This window comes from Flavobacterium sp. Leaf359 (assembly GCF_001423985.1).
GTDB classification, from domain to species: domain Bacteria; phylum Bacteroidota; class Bacteroidia; order Flavobacteriales; family Flavobacteriaceae; genus Flavobacterium; species Flavobacterium lindanitolerans.
Window position 1 is genome coordinate 380685 of sequence record NZ_LMPW01000001.1, and the last position, 25028, is coordinate 405712.

Genomic DNA, 25028 nt, shown 5'->3' on the forward strand with positions numbered 1-25028 from the left:
TTGTCGGAAGAAACCAACAAAGACAAACGTTTTATTTATCGAACCCCGGGTGCTGACGGGATTTTTGATACGGCTGTAAAGAATAGGGATAATGGGCAGACCAAATGGGAGGTATTAAGATGGGCAGCTACTAATTTTGTTCCAATGGAAGAATCTGACTTCAACGGATTTGTAGTTGGCATGAAAGAGTTAGGAGTCTGGATAGCAAAAAACAAACATTCATACACCATTGCGGAACTGACACAAAAAGTTACGGCAATTCAACAGGCATTGAGTTTAAGTGACGTATTCCTTTTATGGGAAAACCTTTTTTATCAGGTAGCGACTCATAAAGATTTTTATTTAAAGGAATCCATAATGCAGCTTTTGAAAGCAAATCATGTGTTTGAAAATTTTGATGCTAATAACACCAAATTAATTAAACAGCTCATGAACGTTAAGGTAGTGTTACCTAAAGAACTTTTTGTAGAAGATGCTGCTGTATTACCGACTACTCCGGCAGGACAAACAATTACATTACCGGGTAAGGAAATGAAAAGGGTACAGACTATTTCCAAAACCAATGAAAGTATTGAGAGGCACAGAAAACTCAAGAAAGAGATGGAAAAAGTGGAGAAGATTTATAAAAGAGATTATAAAATCGCTTATGATAATGCATTAAAGCAATATAGAGAGGATATAAAGCCTATTTTAGCTGCTTATGAAGCTGCTTTAGAAACTGAAAAGCAAAACTGGTGCTCAATAAGAAATCCTGAACTACCCTATAATCCTAATGATCCGTGTGATAATCCTGTGAAAGTTCCGGAGCCGGAATTGCCGGAGTTTAAGTTTTCATTTAGGGATGAGTTGGATTTAGGTTATTTGGAAGGTGTACTGTCTGCTCCTTCTTATGAAACCCTCTTGGAGGTTTTAGATATTGATACAAAAATTGCATCAAGATCGGGCGCAATTGAGAATTTTTCTCTTGATCCTGTTTTGCCATCTTTTGGAGGGCTTAATCTTTTGATTGATGACGGTATTAATAATAATACACAGGTCATTATTGGTAACACGCCGGGGCAAGGCAATACTTCTATTAGTATAGGTGGAGTGGTAATTCCTTCTACTGGAACCCTGGATTTATTGGCAGAACCGTTTGCCTATCAGATTTGCCCAAAAGACTATAAGAGTTCCTCTGTTGGCGGTACCTATATAAATTTTGACCTTACATTTTCGATACCGGATTCTTCATGGCAAATAATTGGAGTTAGAACTACAGTAGAGAATTTGTCAGGTGTAAAGACTTATGGAACTGCTTTTACACAAAGTTGGACAGGAAATAAAGTAACATTGCCCAATCTTCATAATGATGCTTTGACAGAAGATGATTTCTATTCGACTATGAAAACACTGACAGTGGAAATTTCTTTTTCAAATGGTGCTAAAAAGTCACTAACTGTTAATTTCTTCCAATCATTTAATTGTATTTCCGGAAGAAAAATGGTGACTATTACAGAGCCAAACCAAGAAACACCTGAAATACCAACAATACCGTCTGTGCCTGAAACGGGAATTGAAGGTACGTTTATTCCTTCCGGGTTTGGGGTGAGGCAGTTAGGAATTGCCGATTATAAAAAAGTAGAGCAAAGTATTCAAGGGTATGTTGAGGGCGAAGTAGCGGCGATTGAAAATGTTATGGCCCGTGAATACAAAGAAAAAGCAACCCGCAGACTGCGTAGAAGCGAAAACACAACTACCACTTCGTCTGAAAATGAAAGAGAGCAGTTGACGGATACTACGAGTACCACACGCCATGAAATGCAGAATGAAATAGCGAGGATTATCCAAGATGATAAGAATTTTGCAGCCGGAACTTTTTTTAATGCTGATTTAGGAAAGTATAACATTGGGGGGAATGTCAACATGGCTACGCATTCATCGAAAGAAGAAAGTACACGTCAGGCTGTGACCGAGGCCAAAGAAATTACTGAACGTGCCATGGAGCGAATCGTTGCAAAAGTCAAGGAAGAACGTATTGAGAAAATCATTGATGAATTTGAGGAAAATAACAAACATGGTTTTGACAATACAAAAGGCGACAACCATGTTGTGGGCGTTTACCGCTGGGTAGACAAGGTGTTTAAGAACCAGGTTCTTAACTATGGCAAGCGCCTTATGTTTGAATTTATGATTCCTGAACCGGCAAAACTACACTTTTTGGGGATGGCAGAAAATCCTGCAATAACAAAATTGGTAGAGCCTGTTGATCCAAGAACTTATGTAGATCCGGCTAATGCAGCTATTAAATTCAACTTAGAGAACTATGCTTTGGTGAATGAGAATACGGTAAGATATTGGGCCGGAAAATACAATGTTGAAATACCTGACAAACCTGAAGAGGTAATTCATTGTGGTGCTTCATTTGGAGTTACTTTTGATGGGGTTACATCATCTCGACATGAAGGTGCTGCAGGGTCTGGAAAGATTGAGATTCCTGAAGGATATATCACAACTCGTGGGACTTTAAATTTTACTGCGACAAAAGATAATGACAGACAAGTATATTCAGGAATGCATGCTTCACTTGGAAAAGTAAATAAGCTATTGCCAGGTCAGGATGGTTCGATTGACCTTAATGAAACATTTGATTTGGTAGGTTATGTGAAAAATGTGCCCGTTTCTTATACTATGTCCAACTTCTTACATGGAAATCTGAACGCTTCGGTTGAATGCAAGCTTACTAACGAAGTAAAAGACAGATGGCAAAAAGAAACTTTTAAGGCAATTATTGATGCTTATGAAGATGCTGTTGCAGAATATGAGCAAAAGTTAGCTGAGGAAAAAGCTAAGGAAGTGATTATTAAAGAAACGAATAGCGGTTTTTATCGCCAGATAGAGAACCTGATACTCCGCAAAAACTGTATCTCTTATATTATTGACCAAAATAGCACTGCAAAAAGAACTTATGGCAAGAATATGAGCAAACCACTAGGCGCAGGAGTTGTAAAAAACTTTGGTAATCATGAAATACAGGTAGATGCCAATCTTGATGACTATACAGCTTTCGTGAAATTTATCGAACAGGCATTTGAATGGGATATTATGTCTTATAACTTCTATCCGTATTACTGGGGAGCAAGACAAAGTTGGGAGAAATTATACCAAAATGAAAATAATGATCCATTATTCCGAAGCTTTATACAGGCAGGTATGGCAAGAGTTATTGTAACGGTTAGACCAGGATTTGAAGAAGCTGTAAGTTATTATATGCAGACAGGCCAAATCTGGAATGGTGGAGAAGTACCGGTAATTGAAGACAAGTTATTCCTTTCTATTGTAGACGAATTGAATCAGACAGAAGGACAGAAAGAAGGAAAAGCATGGGCGACAAGAATCCCGACTTCCCTGACTATCCTTCAGGCAGACAGCATCGGATTAAAAGTCGACAAAGCATTGCCGTTTGATGAAGACTTGTCTGATTTTGAAGATCCGACATCAGTACCGCAATCTGAAAATTTCTATGTCAGTGATTCGTTGCTTAGTGGAGAAGATGAAAATTTAGCGGAACAAGTTGAGGAAATAGCCTCAAAAATGATAGGAAAAATAGCTATCGAAGATGGATATTTAAAACTGAAGACTAATTCTGAGCCAAGCCAGACCATCTCACAGATTACTATTGAAACCCTTAAGGAATCCATGAATTTTTAATCTTAACCACAAGGGAAGAAGGTAACTCTTCTTCCCTTATTTTATAATAAAAGATATGGCGACAAATATATTTGAAGATTTTGATGAAGAAAGTCAAAATCGATTGGCAGGATTGAAGATGCTGGATTTTGAACAAGTTATGGAGAATAGACAAAACAGCAGTTTTCAGTCGGTAATTAAAAATAAAAGTTTTGAAGAACGTTCAAATGAATATTCTAAGAAAAGTCCTTTTGGAGAAGGGAGTGTTTTTTATAAACAAAAAGGTATAAAGGCTTTAATTGGAGAGATAGAAAATAAGAATGTTGGAAAATGGGTATATATTATCAAAACAGCATCACAAGGAACGGAACTTATTGAAGAATATAAGAAATATGATTCTGTCCTGGCGGAATCAGAAGGGAAATTCGATAAAAATATAGATTTTATAATTTATCTCGAAACGGATTATAATGTAAGTTTTGGCGATGTGTTGTTGGTTAAAATGAGTAATGCCATGTTAAAGGCTCATTTTGAATCATTAAAAGAGCTACCTGACCCAAAATTATTAATGACATGGAGTAAGCTGATTTACGAGCAAAATAGAAATACTCCAGGTTTTAAGGCTTCTATTGAAGATTTGATGAATGCTTTTATAATTGAGGTTGAATATAGGCTAATTAAAAATTTTGGCGAAATGAAATACACTCCGTCAGAATTTTGGTCTGCAGCTACGGATAAAATATCTGAAAAAATACGGGAACTAAAAATTGACAGAGAAAGTTGGGATCCGACTGTAAAATCAGAAAAATATAAAGCAGTAATCTTTGAAAAAGCTATCGATTCTGTTGTTCTTCGTATGGAAGATATAAGAAATGAAATTTCAGGCTTTAGAAAGAAACTGGAAATAATGAACAGGATTGCGGGATTCTTTTCTGACCGACCAGGCTTTATTGATAAAATCGTTCAATTTTTACAATTTATAGAACACACAATTACAAAGACTACCCAATTGCTCAAAGGACTTAAAAATGGAGGAAGATATTACTTTGCATTTATTTGTGGGATTATTAATGGAATGATTGAGTTTATTTGTGGGTTGGTTGATGTCGTTCTTTTAATAATGAAAATCCTTGCCTATGATAGTCTTAGTCAGGGAGCAGAAGTAGAACTTGATATTTTGAAGATTAGAGAGGGGCTAGAAGAGTTTATAGAAGATTATATAAATAATCCTAATCTTATCGATAAAAAAGTTAGTGAAATGGCTGCTTCCTATTCTTATGCCAGATATGAGGACAAAAATCTAACCGGATATCAGGTAGCTCACAATGCAGGCGAAGATTTTGTAATAACTATAGATATTATACTTAGCTTTATAGCTATAATAAAAGGAATTACAAAATCATCTGAGTATTTGCCTAAATTTGCTAGATGGATTGATGATGTGGTAGAAAGAAACCCTAGAATTGCTAATAAAGTTGAAAATGTAATTCTAAAGATTGTTAAAACAGCTTATGGGGAAAGTGAATTAAGTAAATTAGCTATTGAATTGAGGAAAACTTTATCTGTTCCACGTCATGGCGGAAATATTGCTGTTTTTGAATATATTGATGATAGTGGGCAAATCTTGAGAAAGGGGTTTACCACCGAAGTAATGAGTGACGCACACTCGGAAGCAATAGGTATACAGTGGCTGAATGAGAATAAAATTCCAGATGAAAGAGTATTGAGAGTTTATAGTGAATTAGAACCATGTAGTCTTAAGAAGCATAACTGTAAACAAAAATTGCTAAAATTTAAGAATGCTCGAATTGAATATAGTTATGACTATCCTGGAGATAATACTATCGGAGTAGAAATTAGAAAAATGTCAATAACTGAAAGAGATAAACAATTGAGAAGAATGATAAAATAATATGTTATGATAGTACTAGAAGAAATAAAAGAATATTTTGGAGAAAAATGCAAGACATTTCCCGAAGCAACAGAAGTGAATGATAGATTATCTGAAAAGACCAAACATATTTTATATAAAATAGGGTTGCCAAGCTATTCAGGGTATGGGGGAGATTATATTGTATTGGATGCTTTACAAATTATTAATAATAGATACTTGAAATTTGCAACACGAAAAGGAGATGAAGAGTATTACAGTGAATGTATTGATTTATTTACAGAAAAAATCGTTTTTAATTTAAACTATGAGGGTAACAATAACGAGTTTCATGTTTTAAATTCAAATCTGGAGTTTTTCTTAAAATACACATATATCTATGTCAAGTTTAAAAATGAAATTAAAATACCTCAAAAATTAGGGGATTATTATAAAAACCATTCCAAATATGCAAAAGAACTAAAACGCCAATTACTGCAGATAAATAAAGATGTTGAGGAAGGTTCATGGGGTGATTTGATTGAGGAAATGGATTTAGGAGTAATCTGATGCTTTATTAATAACATGCATGTCCCATCCTGAAATAAGTTAACACAAAATGATTTTACACATACAATGTAAAATTTGAAAAGTAGTTTTTGATTATAAGAAGTTTTTTACGCTGGGATATATATAATGAGTTTGTTTAAAATTCATTAGAACCGGTTTGCAATTTAAGTTCATCAAAAAATACAAACAATATGGAAAAAAAGTTTTATATATATGGTGTAAGACCAATATTTGAAGAAGTTGAGGAGAATTATTCTACATTTTATGCTTTTCAATTTGATACTGGTGAATTTAAAGAAGATATGACCTATGCCTCTAAAATATGGTCAGATTTTTCAGGTGATGCAAAAGAATTTACAGAAGAAGAATTTAATGCTTATGTAAGAGAATTGAAAACAGAAAGAGGGTTGCCTTGAAAGATATCAATGATGAGGTAATCTGAATTAAGATAAGCATAATTAAAATTAAAAGGTCAATATTTATGATAACATTAGAGGAAATAAAAGAATATTTTGGAAAAGAAGGCAGGACATTTCCCGAGGCAACAGAAGTGAATGATAGATTACCTGAAAAGACAAAACAGATTTTATATAAAATAGGTCTTCCAGATTATTCAGGATATGGAGGTGACTACATTACGTTGGATAGATTAGAAATTATCAATAACAGGTACTTAAAATATGGTACTCGAAAAAGAGATAGTGAGTATTATCGCGAATGTATTGATATGTTTACTGGAGAGATTGTTTTTAATTTAAATTATAAAGGTGATAATAATGAATACCATTTTTGGAATTCCAATTTGGAAGCATACCTTAAGTATGTATATACGTATACAAAATATGTCAATGAATTAGAGATTCCTCAAAAACTAGGTGATTACTATAAAAATCACTCTAAATATGCAAAAGAGTTAAAACGTCAATTTTTACAAATAAATAAAGATGTAGAAAATGGTTGTTGGGCTAATCTTATTGAAGAAATGGACTTAGGTGTGATTTAATCCTTCACTGTATTTGACAAAAGAAATTGTATATAATAAAAAATCCAGCTTTAAGCTGGATTTTTTAATATCAAAATACGATTAATACAAATTAGGAAACTTCACAGGATTCACCTCATTCATAATAGCATATACTTTTTCATAGATATCTTCAACAGATGGCTTAGAAAAATAATCTCCATCGGTTCCGTAAGCCGGACGGTGTGCTTTTGCAGCCAATGTTTCCGGTTTGCTGTCCAGATATTTATATCCGTTCTGTTCGTCAAGAATCTGTTGCAGGATATAAGCTGAAGCTCCACCAGGAACATCTTCGTCTATGACTAACAGACGGTTTGTTTTGGCAAGTGATTTTACGATATCGTGGTTGATGTCAAAAGGCAATAACGACTGTACGTCAATGATTTCAGCATCAATACCAATTTCCAGAAGTTCTTTTGCAGCTTGCTCAACCAATCGCAATGTTGAACCGTAAGAAACCAAAGTAATATCTTTTCCTTCTTTAAGTGTTTCCACAACACCAATTGGTGTTTTGAATTCACCCATATTTACAGGCATGGCTTCTTTTAGTCGGTAGCCGTTTAGGCATTCCACAACTAAAGCAGGCTCGTCTGTTTCTAATAAGGTGTTATAGAATCCGGCGGCTTTGGTCATGTTTCTGGGAACCAAAACGTGTATTCCTCGAATAGCATTGATAATCATTCCCATTGGAGAACCGGAGTGCCAGATACCTTCCAAACGGTGTCCTCTGGTTCTGATGATTAGCGGTGCTTTCTGTTTTCCTTTGGTTCTGTATTGTAATGTAGCCAAATCGTCGCTCATAATCTGAATAGCATACAACAGATAATCCAGGTATTGGATTTCGGCAATAGGACGTAATCCTCTCATTGCCATCCCAATTCCCTGTCCTAAGATTGTAGCTTCACGAATACCGGCATCAGCTACACGCAGCTCGCCATATTTTTCCTGCATTCCTTCCAAGCCCTGGTTCACGTCACCAATATTACCGGCATCTTCACCAAAAACAAGAGTTTCAGGATATTTGCTGAAAATAGCATCAAAGTTGTCACGGATGATAATTCTTCCGTCTACTTCTTCCGCATTTTCTGCATATTGAGGGCGTACTTCCTCTACAGAAAGAACATTTTGTGTTGATTCTGAGAACAGGTTAGAACTGAATTTTGGCTGTATTTTTTCAATATAAGTTGTAATCCATTGTGCTAACTGGTTTTTACCGTTTTCTTTAGCAATTAGACGTAACACTTTTCGCGCTGTTACGATAATATCTTTACGGATTGGTTCTTTAATACCTGCTAAATCAGAAGAGAACTTTTGGATAAAAACCTTGTTCTCGCTTGAAGCTGCAATGTTTTCTAATAGAGCAACCAATTCCTTCTGTTCTGTTTTTATTGGGTCTACAAAAGCGCTCCATGCCGCTTTTTTGCCTTCAAAAACCTCTTTTTTAACGGCATTGTCAATCTCATCTAATTCTTCCTGAGTTGCAATATTAATAGCAATCATCCATAATTTCATTTGGCGGATGCAATCGTAATCAGCTTCCCATGCCAAACGGTCTGCATTTTTATAGCGTTCGTGCGAACCTGAAGTTGAGTGACCTTGCGGTTGAGTCAATTCCTGAACGTGGATTAACACAGGAACGTGTTCTTCTCTTGCAATTTGTGCTGCCTGTTCGTAAGCAGTGACTAAAGCCGGATAATCCCATCCTTTTACGCGGATGATTTCATAACCTTTATTTTCATTGTCTCTTTGGAAACCTTTCAGAATTTCAGAGATGTTTTCTTTTGTAGTCTGGTATTTGGCATGTACAGAAATTCCGTATTCGTCATCCCAAACGCTCATTACCATCGGAACCTGTAAAACTCCGGCAGCATTGATGGTTTCAAAAAACAAACCTTCGGATGTACTTGCATTTCCAATGGTCCCCCAGGCAATTTCATTACCATTGATAGAGAAATTGGTTTTGTTGTTGATTCCCGAAACGTTTCTGTATATTTTAGAAGCCTGTGCCAATCCTAACAATCTAGGCATCTGGCCTGCAGTAGGAGAGATGTCGGCACTTGAGTTTTTCTGTAAGGTAAGATTCTTCCACGAACCGTCTTCATTCAAACTGTGCGTCGCGAAGTGCCCACCCATTTGACGTCCGGCAGACATCGGGTCATGGTCAATATCGGCATGGCCATAAAGTCCCGCAAAAAACTGTTGTATTGTCATTTGCCCAATAGCCATCATAAAAGTCTGGTCGCGATAGTAGCCGGAACGGAAATCTCCATTCTTGAAAGCCTTGGCCATAGCCAGCTGCGGCACTTCTTTTCCGTCACCAAAAATCCCGAATTTGGCTTTTCCGGTCAAAACTTCACGGCGTCCTAACAGGCTGCATTCCCTGCTGATAACGGCAATTCTATAGTCATTCAATACTTCAGTTTTGAAATCTTCAAACGAAAGTTCTTTTTTGGAAGCTATCTGTGTCATAAAATGGAATTTCTTGAATAGAAAACAAATTTAATCATTTCTGCTTACAAAACAAGAGAGAATTAATTTTGATATTTTCAGTCAAGTTGTTTGAAATGCTATTTTGGATAGAAAATAATCAGGAAAACCTCTTTAAAATTATTTTTTATGCAATTTTAAGGCGAAATAATTGATTCTCAATATTCTTGTGCCTAAATTGAGATTTAAAACCATTTTCTGGTAAAGAGATTAATTAATGTTCTTGGACTGAAAGTAATGATGAAGCGTACCTTTTCATTGTAATGAGGTTGTCCTACTTCCCATCCGTTGCTGGAGTACACAGGGAAATAAAGTTCAAAATAATCGGTGACGAGATTGAGTCGGATACCACTGTCATACACAAAATTTGGGTCATTGTGTCTGTTTTTGACGAATCCGGCATCTCCGTAGATTTCAATCCATTGCCAGATATTGAAACTACCATTTAGGGTTGCCATCCAATGATTGGCAAAAGGAGTATCGAGCTTTGATTTAAAACCACCTTCGGCAAGAATCAATTGCTGACTAAAAAATCCGGTACTTTCGGAACGTCCGTAATAGTTGTAATCAAATAAATAGTCGGTTGGGCGGTCAAGTGCAAAACTGAAATAATCCGTATTGGTTTTATTATACAGGAAGGTTCCGGCATACAATCTAAGATTTAGCTGCCTGTTGTCTTCAAACAGCCTGCGGTATTCGATTTCGGTTGAAAGTTTACCAAATTTTCCTGAAAGCTGCAGGTCGGTCAAAAAATTAAAATGGTTGGTTACTTCTGTTTTTATATTGTAGTATTTGGCATTAAAGACAGAATAATTTTCAGTTCTTTCTACACTATAAGCCGATTTGTCCCTGTTTACGAGCACTTCCCGAAATTGGATACCCTGTTTTCTGTTGTCCCTGAAATTGTTTTCACGGAAAAGCATGGTTACCGTTGGTGTTAATTTGGTGTAGGCTGCATCGGGCGCATAATGGAAATAGGAGCCGCTTAACTGATAACGGACATTAAAAGGACTGTTAGTATTGCGATTGTGTTGGTTTACCAGAAATGAAAACGAACCTGTCAGTGTTTGTGTATTAGGAGAGTAAATAGGATTGATTTCATAAATAAACGGTTTGTCGAGTATGGTCTTATTGTTGAAACGAATACCAGGCGAAAGTCCGTCATAAAGGTTATAACTTATTGTGGGTATGTAAAGTATCTGGTTGTAATACGGGTCTTCAAGGTCTTTCATGAAATTGAACTTGATTGGCCGGTTCTGAGAAAAGAAACCTTTTAAAGATTTCCAGTTGTTGCGGAGATTGTATTCCGGAACCTCGTTTTTATAATTTAATACGATTTTATCGGCATCATTTCGCGGAACGGTAAAAGTACTGTCGGTTTTGATATTATTGAGCCATTTTTTAAAAACGACTTCATTTTTTTTAATTCCGTAAACAGGAATAGGAACAACGGTTTTTGTCTTGTTCCGTACCGTAAATGTCACGCTGTCTTTTGTTTTTGAAACATCCGTAAATCTATAATCTACAATGTCTCTGGAATCGATGATGGTATTGAAAAACCAGTCGATATTTTGGTTGGCGTTAGACTTGAGAATGTTTTCAAAATCAGTACGGGAAGTGATATGCTCACTGTTGAGGTTATAAAACTCTTTGATACTGTTTTCTACGATATCATTTCCAAGATAATTGTCTAAATATTTAAGGCTGAGTCCGGCTCTGTATTTGCTTGCAATCTGCTCGTTGAACTTAATGAAAGTGTTTTTTGGGTCGCCTAAGGGCTGGTCGAGGTTTTTTCGGGCCATGAGCATATAGAAATAGCTGTACTGCTCATTAAAGTCAATAGTGGTGAGATTATAGCCACGCAAAAGCCACCATTGCGAAAGGTTACCCATCATTTTGCTGTTGGGATGATTTTCGTCAATGTATTTCATCATGGTATAAATCTGTATGCCGTCATAAATCCAGTTGTCGTCTCTGGCATTCAGATGCAGGCTGGTTTTTAGAAAATTGTTGAGGTAAGTCTTTAAGAATTTTATCTCAAACATAAACTCATCCGGAAACGGACTTATAAAGGAAGGAAGCTGGTTGAGTCCGTAAAAAGGGTTTCTCTCGTAGTCGGTTTGGGAAACCGTTATTTTTTCAAATGGATAGCTTCCAATATTCTCATGGACAAAATTCACGATTCTGTCAATTACAATAGCTTTTTGTATATCGTTCAGCCTGTTTTCCTTCAAATTGGTTTCTACTGTAACATTATTGTTTTTGTAACTGTAGAATGTTGTCTTTGGCTCTACAAACAGATTAAAGTCCAGACGGTTTTTTCCCGTCAGTTCATAAGTTGAAAATGAACTGTCTTTTATGTGGTTTACTTCGTCGAGGTCTGAAGTCGCTATCAGTCCCGGTGGCAGTTTTAAGGTTACGTCAAAATCAGTCGCTGCATTGGTAATATCGTCAAGATTGTTATTGCTGTACATTATGAAACGATGGTTTTCATAGCGGGCAGGAGCAAGGCACCAGTTTTTAAGGTTAAATTCGCCTTTATCGTTCCATCCGTATTTTGTAAAACGGTCGTTAGGGAATTTAACCTGATAGGTCAGTTTTAGTATTATTCTTTCGTTTGGAGCTAATTTTTCACGAAGATTGATTTCGATCACGTCAGGGTGCTTTTCAAATCGGTGCCACTTCAAAAACAGATTTTCCTGGTCAATAATGGTTATGTTTTCTGTTTTTCCTCTGTCTTCATCATGGGCTAGGTGGAAGCTGCGTACAAATTCATCAGAAAAACGTTTGGCTAAAGGCGTGTTTTTATCAGAATAAGCCTGATTCCAGTCGTTTACTACAATTGAAGTTAACGTATCGCCGGTTTGGTTGTAGAAAGTAATTTCCTGCTGCACATAGGCTGACTTTTCTTCGCTGTTGATTTCAACATTCACTTTTGAATGATGTTGTGCATTTCCCCTGGTGGAAAAAAATAAAGACAGGCAGGCAATAGCAATTTTGGCGAAAGTCTTCAAAGGATGATTTTAATTATAGCAAGTTTACTTATAATTAGATACATTTCCTAATAAAGGTTGCTTAAGATTGGCTTAAAGATTCAAAAACAAAAAAGCACCCTTGTTTGAGGATGCTCTTTAATATGTGACTGGTATTCCTGAATTAAAAGTTTGGACTTAAATTGTATTTTTTATAGAAGTTATCCAGTACATCCAGTACTTCGTCTTCGTTGTCTACAATTTTAATAAGGTCCATATCACCAGGACTTACATTGCTGTATTTTTCAATCAGTACGGTTTTTACCCATTCAATCAGTCCGGCCCAGAAATCTCTTCCTACCAGAATGATTGGGAATTTCCCTATTTTTTTGGTCTGAATCAACGTTATCGCTTCAAAAAGCTCATCCAGAGTTCCAAAACCACCCGGCATAACCACGAAACCTTGGGAGTATTTCACGAACATTACCTTGCGAACAAAGAAATAGTCAAAGTTCAGGTTTTTGTCTTTATCGATATAAGGATTGAAGTGCTGTTCAAAAGGCAGTTCAATGTTCAAACCTACAGAAGTTCCGCCTCCGAGGTGGGCACCTTTGTTTCCGGCTTCCATAATTCCGGGACCACCACCGGTAATGACACCATATCCGGCTTTACTTATTTTATAGGCAATTTTTTCTGCAAGCAGGTAATATTTATCTTCGGGCTTAGTTCTTGCTGAACCAAAAATCGAAACGCAAGGGCCTATTCTTCCCATATTTTCGTAGCCGTTAACAAACTCGGACATAATCTTGAAAATTGCCCACGAGTCATTGCTTCGTATTTCGTTCCAGGTTTTTTGTTTAAATACTTCTTGTATTTTGTCGTCTTCGTTTTCGAATGTCTCTTTTTTCATCTTTCTTAAAAATTAATCAGCCTGCTAAGATAGCTCTTTTTTGAGGAATTGCGCGGTGTAGCTGTTTTTATTTTTGGCAACTTCTTCCGGCGTTCCTTTGGCAATCAGCTGTCCGCCGCCTTTTCCTCCTTCAGGTCCGATATCGATAATATAGTCGGCTAATTTGATAACGTCCATGTTATGTTCAATAATTAGGACGGTATTTCCTTTGTCGACCAGTTTGTCAATTACTTCCATCAAAACGCGGATGTCCTCAAAATGCAACCCGGTTGTAGGTTCGTCCAGAATGTAAAATGTATTTCCGGTATCTTTTTTAGACAATTCGCCGGCCAGTTTAATTCGTTGGGCTTCACCACCGGAAAGCGTTGTACTTTGCTGTCCGAGTGTAATATATCCTAAACCGACATCTTGCAAGGCTTTGACTTTTCGGTAGATTTTCGGGATATTTTCAAAAAACTCCACACCTTCATCAACCGTCATGTTCAATACGTCAGAAATGGATTTTCCTTTGTAGCGTATTTCTAAAGTTTCACGGTTAAAGCGTTTTCCCTGACAGGTTTCACATTCTACATACACATCTGGCAGGAAGCTCATTTCAATAGTTCGTACTCCGGAACCTTCGCAGGTTTCGCATCTTCCACCAGAAACGTTAAAGCTGAAACGTCCCGGTTTGTAACCGCGTATCATGGCTTCGGGTGTTTGTGTAAACAGGCTTCTGATTTCCGAAAAAACTTCGGTATAGGTTGCCGGATTGGAACGCGGTGTTCTTCCAATAGGCGACTGGTCAATATCAATAATCTTGTCAATATTTTCCAATCCTTCAATCTTTTTGTAAGGCTGAGGTTTTTTGACACCATTAAAGAAATGGGCGTTCAGAATTGGATAAAGCGTTTCATTAATGAGTGTTGATTTCCCACTTCCGGAAACTCCGGTTACGCATATCAGCTTGCCCAAAGGCAGCTCAATCGAAACATTTTTCAGGTTGTTTCCGGTTGCTCCCGTGAGTTTAAGGAATTTTCCGTTGCCCTCACGTCGCTTTTTCGGAACGGCAATTTCCATCTCACCATTCAGATAGGAAGCCGTAAGGGTATGTTCTTTTAAAAGTTCCTTAGGTGTTCCTTTGCTGATAATCTGTCCGCCAAAACGTCCTGCTTTTGGACCTATGTCAATAACATAATCCGCTCTTTCAATCATGTCTTTATCGTGCTCTACAACAACAACTGAATTTCCGATGTCACGCAATTGTTCTAAGGAATGGATTAGCTTTTCGTTGTCTCTTTGGTGCAATCCAATGCTTGGTTCATCCAATATATAAAGTACGCCAACCAATTGTGAGCCAATTTGGGTAGCCAGACGGATTCGTTGGGCTTCTCCACCGGAAAGCGATTTGGAACTTCGGCTAAGGGCAAGATAATTTAATCCGACATTCACTAAAAAGCTCAATCTGGATTTGATTTCCTTCACGACTTCAGAAGCAATTTTCTTTTGTTTTTCTGTTAGGTCGTTATCCAGTTGCTCAAACCAAACCGCCAGGTCAGAAATATCCATATCGGTTAATTCTGCAATATTTTTTCCATTTACTTTGAAATATAAGGATTCTTTTTTCAGACGGGAACCTTCGCAAACCGGACATTTAACTTCATCCATGAACTCTTTTGCCCAGCGTCTGATGGTTGTAGAGCCGCTTTCGTCGAATTGGTTCTTTATAAAGTTGGAAATTCCTTCAAAGTCAATCTTATAGTCTTTTGTAACTCCCAGTGTTTTAGAAGAAACCTCAAATTTCTCTTTGCCGCCATGCATGATAATTTCCATGGCTTCGTCGGAGATTTTTTCAATCGGGTCGGTCAGTTTAAAACCGAATTTCTCTCCAATGATTTCCAATTGTTTGAAAATCCAGGAACTTTTGTATTCTCCTAAAGGAGCAAAACCGCCTTGTTTGATAGAAAGTTTCGGATTCGGAATGATTTTTTTCATATTGATTTCGTTCACGGTTCCCAGGCCATTGCAATGGTCGCAAGCCCCTTTTGGTGAGTTGAACGAAAAATTATTCGGTTCCGGATTCGGATAGGAGATACCTGAAGTAGGACACATCAGATTTCGGCTGAAATAGCGTATTTCCTGGCTGTCCTGGTCAATAATCATCAGAATATCATCACCATGATACATGGCTGTCTTAATGCTTTCGGTCAGGCGCTTGTCATTTTCCGGTGTATTTTCGATGAGCATCCTGTCGATAACCGTTTCAATATCGTGTGTTTTGTAACGGTCGAGCTTCATTCCTGCAGTAATATCTTTGATTTCGCCGTTGATGCGGACTTTCAGGAATCCCTGTTTGGTAATCTGTTCAAATAATTCACGGTAGTGTCCTTTTCTGGAACGGATTATAGGAGCCAGGATATTGATTCGTCGCCCTTTGAACTGTTCGAAAATAAGTTCCTTGATTTGTTCGTCGCTATAGCTTACCATTTTTTCTCCGGTTACATAGCTGTAAGCGTCACCGGCTCTGGCATATAATAAACGCAGGAAATCGTAAATTTCCGTAATGGTTCCTACAGTAGAACGCGGGCTTTTGCTGGTGGTTTTTTGCTCGATGGCAATTACAGGCGAAAGTCCGTCGATTTTATCTACATCCGGGCGTTCCAAACCGCCAAGAAACTGTCTTGCATAAGCAGAAAAGGTTTCAATATAGCGACGTTGTCCTTCGGCATAAATTGTATCGAAGGCCAAAGACGATTTTCCCGAACCTGAAAGCCCGGTAATTACTACCAGTTTTTCACGAGGAATCGTAACGTCAATATTTTTCAGATTGTGGACGCGGGCGCCCAAAACTTCAATCGTATTTTCAGTGTCTAGCATAGCATTTTTTGCAAAACGCAAAGGTACGTTTTTGTAATTTATTTTTAGTTAAAGACTGAGGTCCAAAACTTAAAATTTATTAAAGATAAAATGGTCTTTAAAAAAGGATAAAGCTTTTAGTTTAAAGTTTTTGGATTATAGAAGAATGTATGCTTTGTGGCTCTGCGTCTTTGCGAGCAATTATTTTCACGCAAAGGCGCAGAGCCGCAAAATATAGCGATTAAACCTTTCTCTGCGTTTTATTCGATGACCATTTCTTTTAATTTCTTTCTATAGGTTTCAAGCACATGAACTTTAGAAATGAATCCGAAATACTTACCGTTTTTAGTAACGGGAAGTTGTTCCAGATGGGCATTTTCAAATTTTTCCATTACGACTTCCATTCCATCTTCATAAGAAATCACATCCAAAGGTGGTTTCATGACTTCAGGAATGGTAGTGTATTTTAACCGGAAAGAATTGAAAACGATGGGTTTCAGGTCTTCAAAGTCAATAATTCCAATGAGTTCATTTTTGGCATTTACCACCGGAAAAACTTCCTGCCTGGAATTGGCAAGATATTCTACGAGGCTTTCCAGTTTGTCTTCCGGACTAACGGTTTTGTATTCTGAATTGATATGGCTTAAAATATCAATGTTGGAAAGAATATTTTTGTCTTTATCGCTCGTAAATACGTCACCTTTGTCCGCCAGATGCTTGACATCCATTGAATGCGTTTCGAATCGTTTGGAAACGGCAAAACTTATAGACGATACAATCATTAAGGGTACCATCAGGTTATAGCCTCCGGTAATTTCACCAATAAGGAAGATAGCTGTTAGTGGCGCATGGAACAGGCCGCTCAATATTCCCGCCATACCTACGATTGTGAAATTTCCAACAGGAAGTTCTTTTCCAATGCCCAGAATGTTGAAAAACTTGGCTACGAAAAATCCTAAATAAGAACCTACAAAAAGGGAAGGAGCAAAGTTGCCTCCGTTACCGCCACTGCCTAAAGTAAGTCCTGTGGCATACACTTTCAATAACATCGTGATACCTACAAACAGCAGTAAAATCCATTCGTTACTCTTGTATTCGTCAAGTAAGGTGTTTTCTAAAAGCATTTGCGGATTAGCATTAGATAAGGTCTTGATGCTTTCATAGCCCTCACCAAAAAGTGTCGGGAAAAAGAAAATAAGCACCGCCAGTATGGAAGCACCAAACAATGCCTTTTTATAAGTGCCGTTTTTAATTTTCTTAAAAAAGCCTTCTATTTTTTGAAACTTTCGGGCATGGTAAACAGAAACCAATCCTGCCAGAATTCCCAAAAGGATATAAAAGGGAATGTTATGATAATCAAATGTCTGTTGCTGCTTGAAAGACAAAAGTACGTCTTCGTTTAAAACGATGGTTGAAACCAAAGCTCCTGTGGCTGCAGAAATCATAATCGGAATAAAAGCCGTAATGGCCACATCGGTCAATACTACCTCAATAGCAAATAATACTCCGGCAATAGGAGCGTTAAAGGCAGCCGCAATACCGGAAGCCACACCACAGGCAAGCAATAGAATCCTGTCTTTTTGCGAGAGTCTGTATTTTTGGGCAAAGTTAGAACCAAAAGCAGCTCCGGTAATTGTAATTGGTGACTCTAATCCTGCAGAACCACCCAAACCTACCGTTAAGGAACTGGTGATTATCTGCGCATACATTTGCTTTTTGGGCAGTATTCCGCCCTTTTTTGCAACAGCATACAATATTCTGGAACTTCCCTTTTCTAAACTTCCATCCAATACGTTTTTGACAACAAAAACCGTTAGCAGGATTCCTATGATGGGAAGGATACTATTGATGTAAGGCAGTTTTAAATAACCGTTCACATAGGTGGCAAATACAAAAACGGAGTGCGCAAAACCTTTCAGCACAATTACGGCAAAAGCACAGGAAATCCCTACGATAACACAGGATAAATAAATAAAATGCCTTTCAGAAAGGAAATTCTTGAACAAAAAAAACAAGGTTTCAATTTGCCGGAAAATGTTTCTGAAAAATACTTTTATTTTAGGTGCTTTTTTGGCTGACATTTTTTCTTTTGGAAAAATTACGATTAAGAATCGCTAAAATAAGCCTTTTGTTAAAATTTTATTGATAAAAGTATTATAAAGTTTTAATTTTCTCGGCTACGAATTCCCGAAGTTCCTTAAAAAACAAAGTAAACTCCTGCTCGAATTCTTTGTAGAATTGTTCCAGTTCTTGCACAGATTCGCCCATTTTTGAAGTGTTTTTTGTACGTCGGTCCATTTGTGATAAAATAGTTCCTATACCGTCAACAAACTGGTAATTCCAAAGCCAGTTGCCTCGTTCCATGTGCGGTAGCATGTTTTGGACTTTTGGAGTAAGCATATCAAAATTGTCTTCCAGAGACTGGTAAAAGTTTTGTACAAAAACATCCAGCTTTTCATTCGAATAGTCCTGCCAGTTTTTGGCTAAAAAATGGTCATAAAAAACATCGATAATTACTCCGGAATAGTGGCCATATCGTTCATGAAGCCGATGCTTGCTGATTCTAAAAACGGCATGTGCATCTGTAAAAGTATCTATAGCACGATGCAGCAGGATTCCTTTTCGGATATCGTCCGGGAAATGCTCGTAATCTTTTCCACGTACGCCATCAGCCATGAAACCGCCTATTTTCATGAAGTCGTTATTGCCTGAGAGATAAATATGGGCTAGAAAATTCATTCGCCTAATTTAGGAATTTTATATTACTTAAATGGCAATTCATATATTTGCTAACAATTTAAATTCTGAAACAAAAAATCAAACCTTAATATGACTTTAATCAAATCAATATCAGGAATCCGAGGCACCATCGGAGGTAAAGTAGGAGATAACCTGACTCTGGTTGACGCTGTAAAATTTGCATCGGCTTATGGAACCTGGCTGAAGAATTACTCAAATAAAGAAAAACTGACTGTAGTAATTGGCCGCGATGCCAGAATTTCCGGACCTATGATTCATAATCTGGTGGTGAATACGCTAATCGGATTGGGAATTGATGTTATTGATTTGGGATTATCAACAACGCCAACTGTTGAGGTTGCCGTTCCGTTGGAAAAAGCAGACGGAGGAATCATCCTGACCGCCAGCCACAATCCAAAGCAATGGAATGCGTTGAAATTATTAAACGAAAAAGGGGAATTCCTGAGCGGTGCCGAGGGCGCGAAGATTTTAGATATTGCCGAAAGGGAAGCATTTGATTTTTCGGATGTAGACAGCCTGGGCGAAATTATTCCAAATGACGCTTACATGGATATTCATATTGATGAAGTGCTGGAGCTTCCTTTAGTGGATGTTGAAGCCGTGAAAGGAGCCAAATTCAAAGTGGTGGTTGACGGCGTGAATTCTTCGGGAGGTATCATTGTTCCTAAATTACTGGAATTGATGGGGGTTGAGGTCGTTAAACTGTATTGTGAGCCCAACGGACATTTTCCGCACAATCCGGAACCTTTAAAAGAACACCTGACAGACATTTCCCAATTGGTCGTAAGCGAAAAAGCCGATTTTGGAATTGTAGTTGACCCTGATGTTGACCGTTTGGCTTTTATTTCTGAAGATGGAGAAATGTTTGGGGAAGAATATACTTTGGTTGCCGTTGCAGATTATGTGCTAAGCAAGACACCCGGTAATACGGTTTCCAACATGTCATCCTCACGTGCTTTGAGTGATGTGACCAATAATCACGGGGGAACATATGAAGCAAGTGCTGTTGGAGAAGTCAATGTGGTAGAGTTAATGAAGAAAAATAATGCGGTTATTGGAGGTGAAGGAAACGGAGGAATTATTTATCCGGAACTTCATTATGGTCGCGATTCTATCGTTGGAATTGCGTTGTTCCTGACGCATCTGGCAAATAAAAAGATGAAAGTTTCTGAGTTGAGGGCTTCTTATCCGGAATATTTCATGAGCAAGAACAAAATCGAACTGACACCACAGATTGATGTTGATGCTATTTTAACAGCTATGACTGATAAATACAAATCAGAAAATATTTCGACAATTGACGGGGTAAAAATCGATTTTCCTCAAAACTGGGTGCATTTAAGAAAATCAAATACAGAGCCTATCATCAGAATTTATACTGAAGCAAAAAGTCAGGCAGAAGCAGATGCTTTGGCCTTGAGAATTATAGAAGAAATTAAAGTAATAGCAGGAATATAAATAATGGAAGACCAATCACATGGAAATTTTGGGCCAGAATCGCACTGGCCGGAGTCGGGTAGACCCGAACCGCCAAGACCGGAACCATTAAGGGCAGAACCGTACAGGAAACTTTATTACAGAAAACAGCTTCCTAATGCAGTGACCGTGCTTATTTTAGGAATTATGTCAATAATAGCCGCATTTTGTTATGGCTTTTTCGGGATTGTGCTGGGAATCATTGCACTGGTGATTGCAAGAAATGATATGCAATTGCATCGGGAAAATCCGGGCGAATATGACGGTTATCCGAATTTAAGTGCTGGAAGGGTTTGCGCCATTATTGGATTGTCATTAGGTTCCCTTTTCTTTATAGGTTTGTTTTTTTTATTCTTTTTGACGACTGTTTTTAGTTAGAAATTTCACGATGGAAAAGAAAATCATGCTATTTGCGTTTTTGTTTCTGGGACTTGGAGTTTCAGCACAGCATTTTACGAAGTCGGAGAGAAGCCTGATTCAGTCCGGAGATACAAAAACAATGCTCAGGGTAATCCAGATTACTGATGAGAAGGAATTAAAAATACTCCAATCAGTTTCTACCGATATTGACCCTGATGACAAGCTTCTTCCATTATTGGCAGAGAGAATGTTTCTGGCAATGCGCGACCCTGCAAATCCGGGAATAGGAATTGCAGCACCGCAGGTGGGAATTAACAGGAATGTAATCTGGGTGCAGCGTTTTGATAAAGAAGGCGAGCCTTTTGAGCTGTATCTGAACCCCAAAATAATATGGAGGTCGGCTATGTTGCGAAAAGGAATGGAAGGTTGCCTTTCCATTCCCGACATCAGTGGTAATGTTTATAGAAATTATAGCATCAAACTGACCTATCAGGATAAAACGGGAAAGAAACACGAAGAAGTCATTGAAGGTTTTACCGCTGTTATCTTCCAACACGAAACCGACCATCTTAACGGAATCCTTTTTACAGATAGAATGAAAGAACAGGAAAAACTTGAAGTTTCTCCTGTTGATGATGAAATGAATGACCTGTTTTTAGAAAAAAAGCCTTAACCGGCAGTTATTCCATCCGTATATTTTTTGAAAACGGTACTGGCTGTATGGCCTCCAAAACCAAAAGTATTGTTTAGGGCATAATTCACTTTTTTGCGTACAGAATTGCCCAAAACAATGTTCAGATCGGTCATGGCTTCATCAATTTCTGTCGTATTGATTGTTGGAGGAATGATATCATTTTTTAGAGCTAAAACCGTGATAATGCTTTCAACGGCTCCGGCTGCTCCTAATAAATGCCCGGTCATTGATTTGGTGGCGCTGATAGCCACCGGATGATTTCCAAAAACTTCCCGAATGGCGGTCAGTTCACTGCTATCACCCTGAGGTGTTGAGGTAGCATGAGCATTAACATAATCTACTTCTTTGGCTGTTATTCCGGCATCGTTTAAGGCTTTCTGCATGCCCAAAGCCGCACCAAATCCATTTTCAGGAGTTCCTGTCAGATGGTAGGCGTCTGCTGCCATACCACCACCAACTATTTCGGCATAGATTGTGGCACCTCTGGCTATGGCATAATCCAAATCTTCAAGAATAAGGGCTCCGGCACCTTCACCAATTACAAATCCATCACGGTTTTTGTCAAATGGACGGGAAGCTTTTTCCGGTTCCTCATTTCTTTTTGATAATGCCTGTGATGCGTTAAAACCGCCAACAGAAGCTGCTGTAATGGCTGCTTCAGAGCCGCCGGCAATCATGATTTTAGCTTTGCCCAAACGAATGGTGTCAAAAGCATTGATAAGTGCCGTATTGCTGGAGGCGCAAGCTGAAACAGTTGCATAATTAGGACCATGCAGTTTGTGCCGGATTGAAATCACCCCGGCTGCAATGTCTACAATCATTTTTGGAATAAAGAACGGATTGAAATGAGGTGTGCCATCACCTGTAAAGAATTCTTTTAACTGCTCTTCAAAAGTGGAAATACCTCCGTTTCCGGATGCCCAAATAACGCCAATCTCTGAACGTTCTTTTTGAGACATGGATTCAAAGTCCAATCCGGAGTCTTTGATAGCCTGTTCCGAAGCCGCAACGGCATATTGCGTAAACAGGTCATATTTTCTGCTTTCTTTCCTGTCCATATATTCTTCCGGATTGAAGTTTTTTACTTCACATCCAAATTGCGTCTTGAATTTTGAGGTATCAAATTTGGTCAGTAATCCCGCGCCGCTTTTCCCGGCAACAATATTATCCCAGAATTCGTCAATAGAATTTCCTAATGGAGTGATGGCTCCTAAGCCTGTTATTACTACTCGTTTCATTTTATTTCTGTTTTTAGCAGGTTGGTATAGCCCTTAGCCAGCATTTTTGTCTTATCGCTATTCCAGATTTCGCACTGGGCATTGACGATGGTTTTTCCCTTTTTATTGATGGCGGTTGTGGCAATAATGATGTCGTTTTCTCTGCCGGAAGCGAAATAATCGATTACATTATTAATGGTGACATAGAAATTAGGTTCGCCATAAGAAATTAGTGTGGCGCCTATGGCATCATCAATTATAGCACCTATGACACCGCCGTGAAGCGTTCCAAAAGGATTGGTCATTTCTTTTCTGACTGTATATTCAAAAGAAAGGCTTCCTTCCGTGACGGCAATCATTTTTGGCTTTAGCCAATTCATAAATGGCGATGGCGATTGTGTGACTTCTTTGCCAATATGCTGTTTTAAAAAATTAAAGGCATCCTTATTCATCGTGTTCTTTTTAAGATTGGGAATTCATCGTCAGTAAAGCATCTTTAGGGGAAGTGAGTGACAATTCATAAATGTAAGATGTCTGCCCAACATGGATTTCATATTGGTTTTCCTCAAAAGCACGCAATAAATCCTGGGCTACAACTTCAGGACTGATTCCGTTTTCACCACCTATTTCTTTTGAAAATTCAGTATTCACCAATGGTGGCATGATTTCATAAACCTGGGTTGCATAAGGGCTCCCATCTAAAGCAATTCGTAAGGATTGGGTGTAGGAATGCAAGGCAGCCTTGCTGGCAGAATAAGTAATCAGGGTTTTGTTTGGAACCAGAGCCACGATGGATGACACGTTTACGATAGCGGCTTCTGTTTGAGAGTTCAGTAAAGGCAGAAATTTTTCCGTAAGTCGTACGATAGAAAGATAATTGGTATTCATTTCGTCGGAAGCCTTTGTGAATGCATCAGTATTAGGAGTTAAAACATCGTAATAAGAAGTATTACCGGCATTATTTATGAGCACGTTCAGGCTTGGATATTGTTTTGTGATTGTTTGCACCAGTTTGTCAATATCTTCCTCACGGGTAATATCAGCAACTATAGCTGTCGTGTTTTTAAGCAAAGCTGCAGCTTTGTTTAATTTTTCTTCATTTCTTCCTGTAATAATGACCTGATTGTCATTTTCAGAGAATATTTTGGCGAATTCAAACCCAATTCCAGAGCCTCCGCCAGTTATTAAGATTGTGTTTTTGCTAGTTTTCATTTTAGTAATAATTTATTTTATACCATTCGGTATATTTTTGATTAAAAAAAATTTATAAGTCGTTTATGATTTTGCGTAAGGAATGCATCAGAGACTTCAGGTAATTCGTTTTTCCGGTAAGTTTTGATATCATTACGGTTCCTTCAATAATGGAAAGCATTAGCAGGGCAGCTTCTTCAGGATTAGTTTCCGGTTTAAATTCTTTGCTGTCAATTCCTTTTTGAATTAGGCTGGCCAGATTCTCTTTCCAATTCAAGAGTGCTTTCTTAGCGGCCTCTTTGAGCATTGGATGGGTATCGTCTGCTTCAATTGCCGTATTCATTATCGGGCAACCGCCATCAATAAAATGTCCGTTAAAAACATGGTTGTACAGTTCAGGAAAAGTGAGAAGTTTGTCTTTATAGGTTTTCTTCCTGCTGATTTCCAATGCAAAAAAGTCCTGCATTTTCTTTTTGTTATACTCGAAAACTTCCAGGGCGACTTCGTCTTTATTCCTGAAATTTCCATAAATGCTGCCTTTGGTAAGTCCTGTAGCTTCTGTAATATCATTCATAGACGTACCGGCATAACCTTTAATATTAAAGATTGGTGCTGTTTTCTCTATAATATAGGAACGGGTTTTTTCTGCCTTGCCCATGATATGATAAAATTTCATGGCAAAGATAAATATACCGATTGGTATTATTTGTTAATTTTTGATTAAAGTTTTAATTGCTCATTGAAAGTGTTTAATAACCTAACTTTTGCGTCTTGGCAACTTTGCGTGAAATTGTTGCTCGCAAAGTCGCCAAGGCGCAAAGTTTATTATGAGATCTTAAAGCGACCCATTTGCTTTTTACTTAGTACAATCCACCTGAAATTAAGAATTGTTTGAATTTTGCAATTTTTGCTTTGCTCTGCGCAATAACTGTGTTCCACTTTGCCAATAATTTTGCCTTATCAAATTCAAACAGAATCATTAATCTTTTTAAAAAACTA

General features: G+C 37.8%; 18 protein-coding genes. 8 read left to right on the forward strand and 10 right to left on the reverse strand.

Going from position 1 to position 25028, the window contains the following annotated elements:
* From ASG38_RS18095 to ASG38_RS01745, 5 genes are all read left to right on the forward strand, one after another.
* Window positions 1-3687: hypothetical protein (locus ASG38_RS18095; RefSeq protein ID WP_200937024.1), on the forward strand; the 3687-nt coding region annotated here is incomplete at its 5' end.
* A 55-nt stretch (window positions 3688-3742) separates the two neighbouring features.
* Window positions 3743-5578: a nucleic acid/nucleotide deaminase domain-containing protein gene (locus ASG38_RS01730; RefSeq protein WP_056066247.1), complete on the forward strand. Its 1836-nt coding sequence runs from the start codon at window positions 3743-3745 to the stop codon at window positions 5576-5578.
* A gap of 6 nt (window positions 5579-5584) precedes the next feature.
* The gene (locus ASG38_RS01735; RefSeq protein ID WP_056066250.1) at window positions 5585-6106 is read left to right on the forward strand and encodes a hypothetical protein; all 522 of its coding nucleotides are present in this window, start codon (window positions 5585-5587) and stop codon (window positions 6104-6106) included.
* A 191-nt stretch (window positions 6107-6297) separates the two neighbouring features.
* A complete protein-coding gene (locus ASG38_RS01740) occupies window positions 6298-6522 on the forward strand; it encodes a hypothetical protein (RefSeq protein ID WP_056066253.1) in 225 nt (74 codons plus the stop codon).
* Between the two features lie 65 nt (window positions 6523-6587).
* Window positions 6588-7109: a hypothetical protein gene (locus ASG38_RS01745; protein WP_056066256.1), complete on the forward strand. Its 522-nt coding sequence runs from the start codon at window positions 6588-6590 to the stop codon at window positions 7107-7109.
* An 81-nt stretch (window positions 7110-7190) separates the two neighbouring features.
* On the opposite strand, the gene ASG38_RS01750 is transcribed toward ASG38_RS01745, so the two are convergent.
* From ASG38_RS01750 to ASG38_RS01775, 6 genes are all read right to left on the reverse strand, one after another.
* Window positions 7191-9596: a thiamine pyrophosphate-dependent enzyme gene (locus ASG38_RS01750; RefSeq protein WP_056066259.1), complete on the reverse strand. Its 2406-nt coding sequence runs from the start codon at window positions 9594-9596 to the stop codon at window positions 7191-7193.
* Between the two features lie 203 nt (window positions 9597-9799).
* Window positions 9800-12547, reverse strand: a complete 2748-nt coding sequence (locus tag ASG38_RS01755; RefSeq protein ID WP_056066735.1) for a hypothetical protein — start codon at window positions 12545-12547, stop codon at window positions 9800-9802.
* A gap of 223 nt (window positions 12548-12770) precedes the next feature.
* Complete coding sequence (locus tag ASG38_RS01760; protein WP_056066262.1) at window positions 12771-13496, reverse strand: TIGR00730 family Rossman fold protein; 726 nt, start codon at window positions 13494-13496, stop codon at window positions 12771-12773.
* A gap of 24 nt (window positions 13497-13520) precedes the next feature.
* A complete protein-coding gene (gene uvrA, locus ASG38_RS01765) occupies window positions 13521-16352 on the reverse strand; it encodes an excinuclease ABC subunit UvrA (RefSeq protein WP_056066265.1) in 2832 nt (943 codons plus the stop codon).
* A gap of 239 nt (window positions 16353-16591) precedes the next feature.
* The gene (locus ASG38_RS01770) at window positions 16592-18412 is read right to left on the reverse strand and encodes a chloride channel protein (protein WP_056066267.1); all 1821 of its coding nucleotides are present in this window, start codon (window positions 18410-18412) and stop codon (window positions 16592-16594) included.
* Window positions 18413-18485: 73 nt separating this feature from the next.
* A complete protein-coding gene (locus ASG38_RS01775) occupies window positions 18486-19070 on the reverse strand; it encodes an ACP phosphodiesterase (protein WP_056066270.1) in 585 nt (194 codons plus the stop codon).
* Between the two features lie 90 nt (window positions 19071-19160).
* Between ASG38_RS01775 and glmM the strand changes: the two genes are divergently transcribed.
* Genes glmM through def form a run of 3 tightly spaced genes read left to right on the forward strand, consistent with a single transcriptional unit; the run spans window position 19161 to window position 21600 of the window.
* Entirely contained in the window at window positions 19161-20549 is a 1389-nt protein-coding gene (gene glmM / locus ASG38_RS01780; protein ID WP_056066273.1) for a phosphoglucosamine mutase, read from the forward strand.
* Window positions 20550-20552: 3 nt separating this feature from the next.
* On the forward strand, window positions 20553-20945 hold the full coding sequence (locus ASG38_RS01785; protein ID WP_056066276.1) for a CCC motif membrane protein: 393 nt from the start codon (window positions 20553-20555) through the stop codon (window positions 20943-20945).
* A 10-nt stretch (window positions 20946-20955) separates the two neighbouring features.
* Complete coding sequence (def, locus tag ASG38_RS01790) at window positions 20956-21600, forward strand: peptide deformylase (protein WP_082482127.1); 645 nt, start codon at window positions 20956-20958, stop codon at window positions 21598-21600.
* Here the strand turns inward: def and fabF are convergent.
* The 4 genes from fabF to ASG38_RS01810 are packed head-to-tail and all read right to left on the reverse strand — an operon-like array spanning window position 21597 to window position 24705.
* Complete coding sequence (gene fabF, locus ASG38_RS01795) at window positions 21597-22859, reverse strand: beta-ketoacyl-ACP synthase II (protein ID WP_056066279.1); 1263 nt, start codon at window positions 22857-22859, stop codon at window positions 21597-21599. The genes def and fabF overlap by 4 nt on opposite strands.
* Window positions 22856-23290, reverse strand: coding sequence for a PaaI family thioesterase (locus tag ASG38_RS01800; RefSeq protein ID WP_056066281.1), 435 nt, complete (start codon window positions 23288-23290; stop codon window positions 22856-22858). The genes fabF and ASG38_RS01800 overlap by 4 nt, the downstream gene beginning before the upstream one ends.
* A 10-nt stretch (window positions 23291-23300) precedes the next feature.
* Window positions 23301-24050, reverse strand: a complete 750-nt coding sequence (locus ASG38_RS01805) for an SDR family oxidoreductase (RefSeq protein ID WP_056066283.1) — start codon at window positions 24048-24050, stop codon at window positions 23301-23303.
* Between the two features lie 52 nt (window positions 24051-24102).
* Entirely contained in the window at window positions 24103-24705 is a 603-nt protein-coding gene (locus ASG38_RS01810; protein WP_235498545.1) for a TetR/AcrR family transcriptional regulator, read from the reverse strand.
* Window positions 24706-25028: the final 323 nt, after the last annotated feature.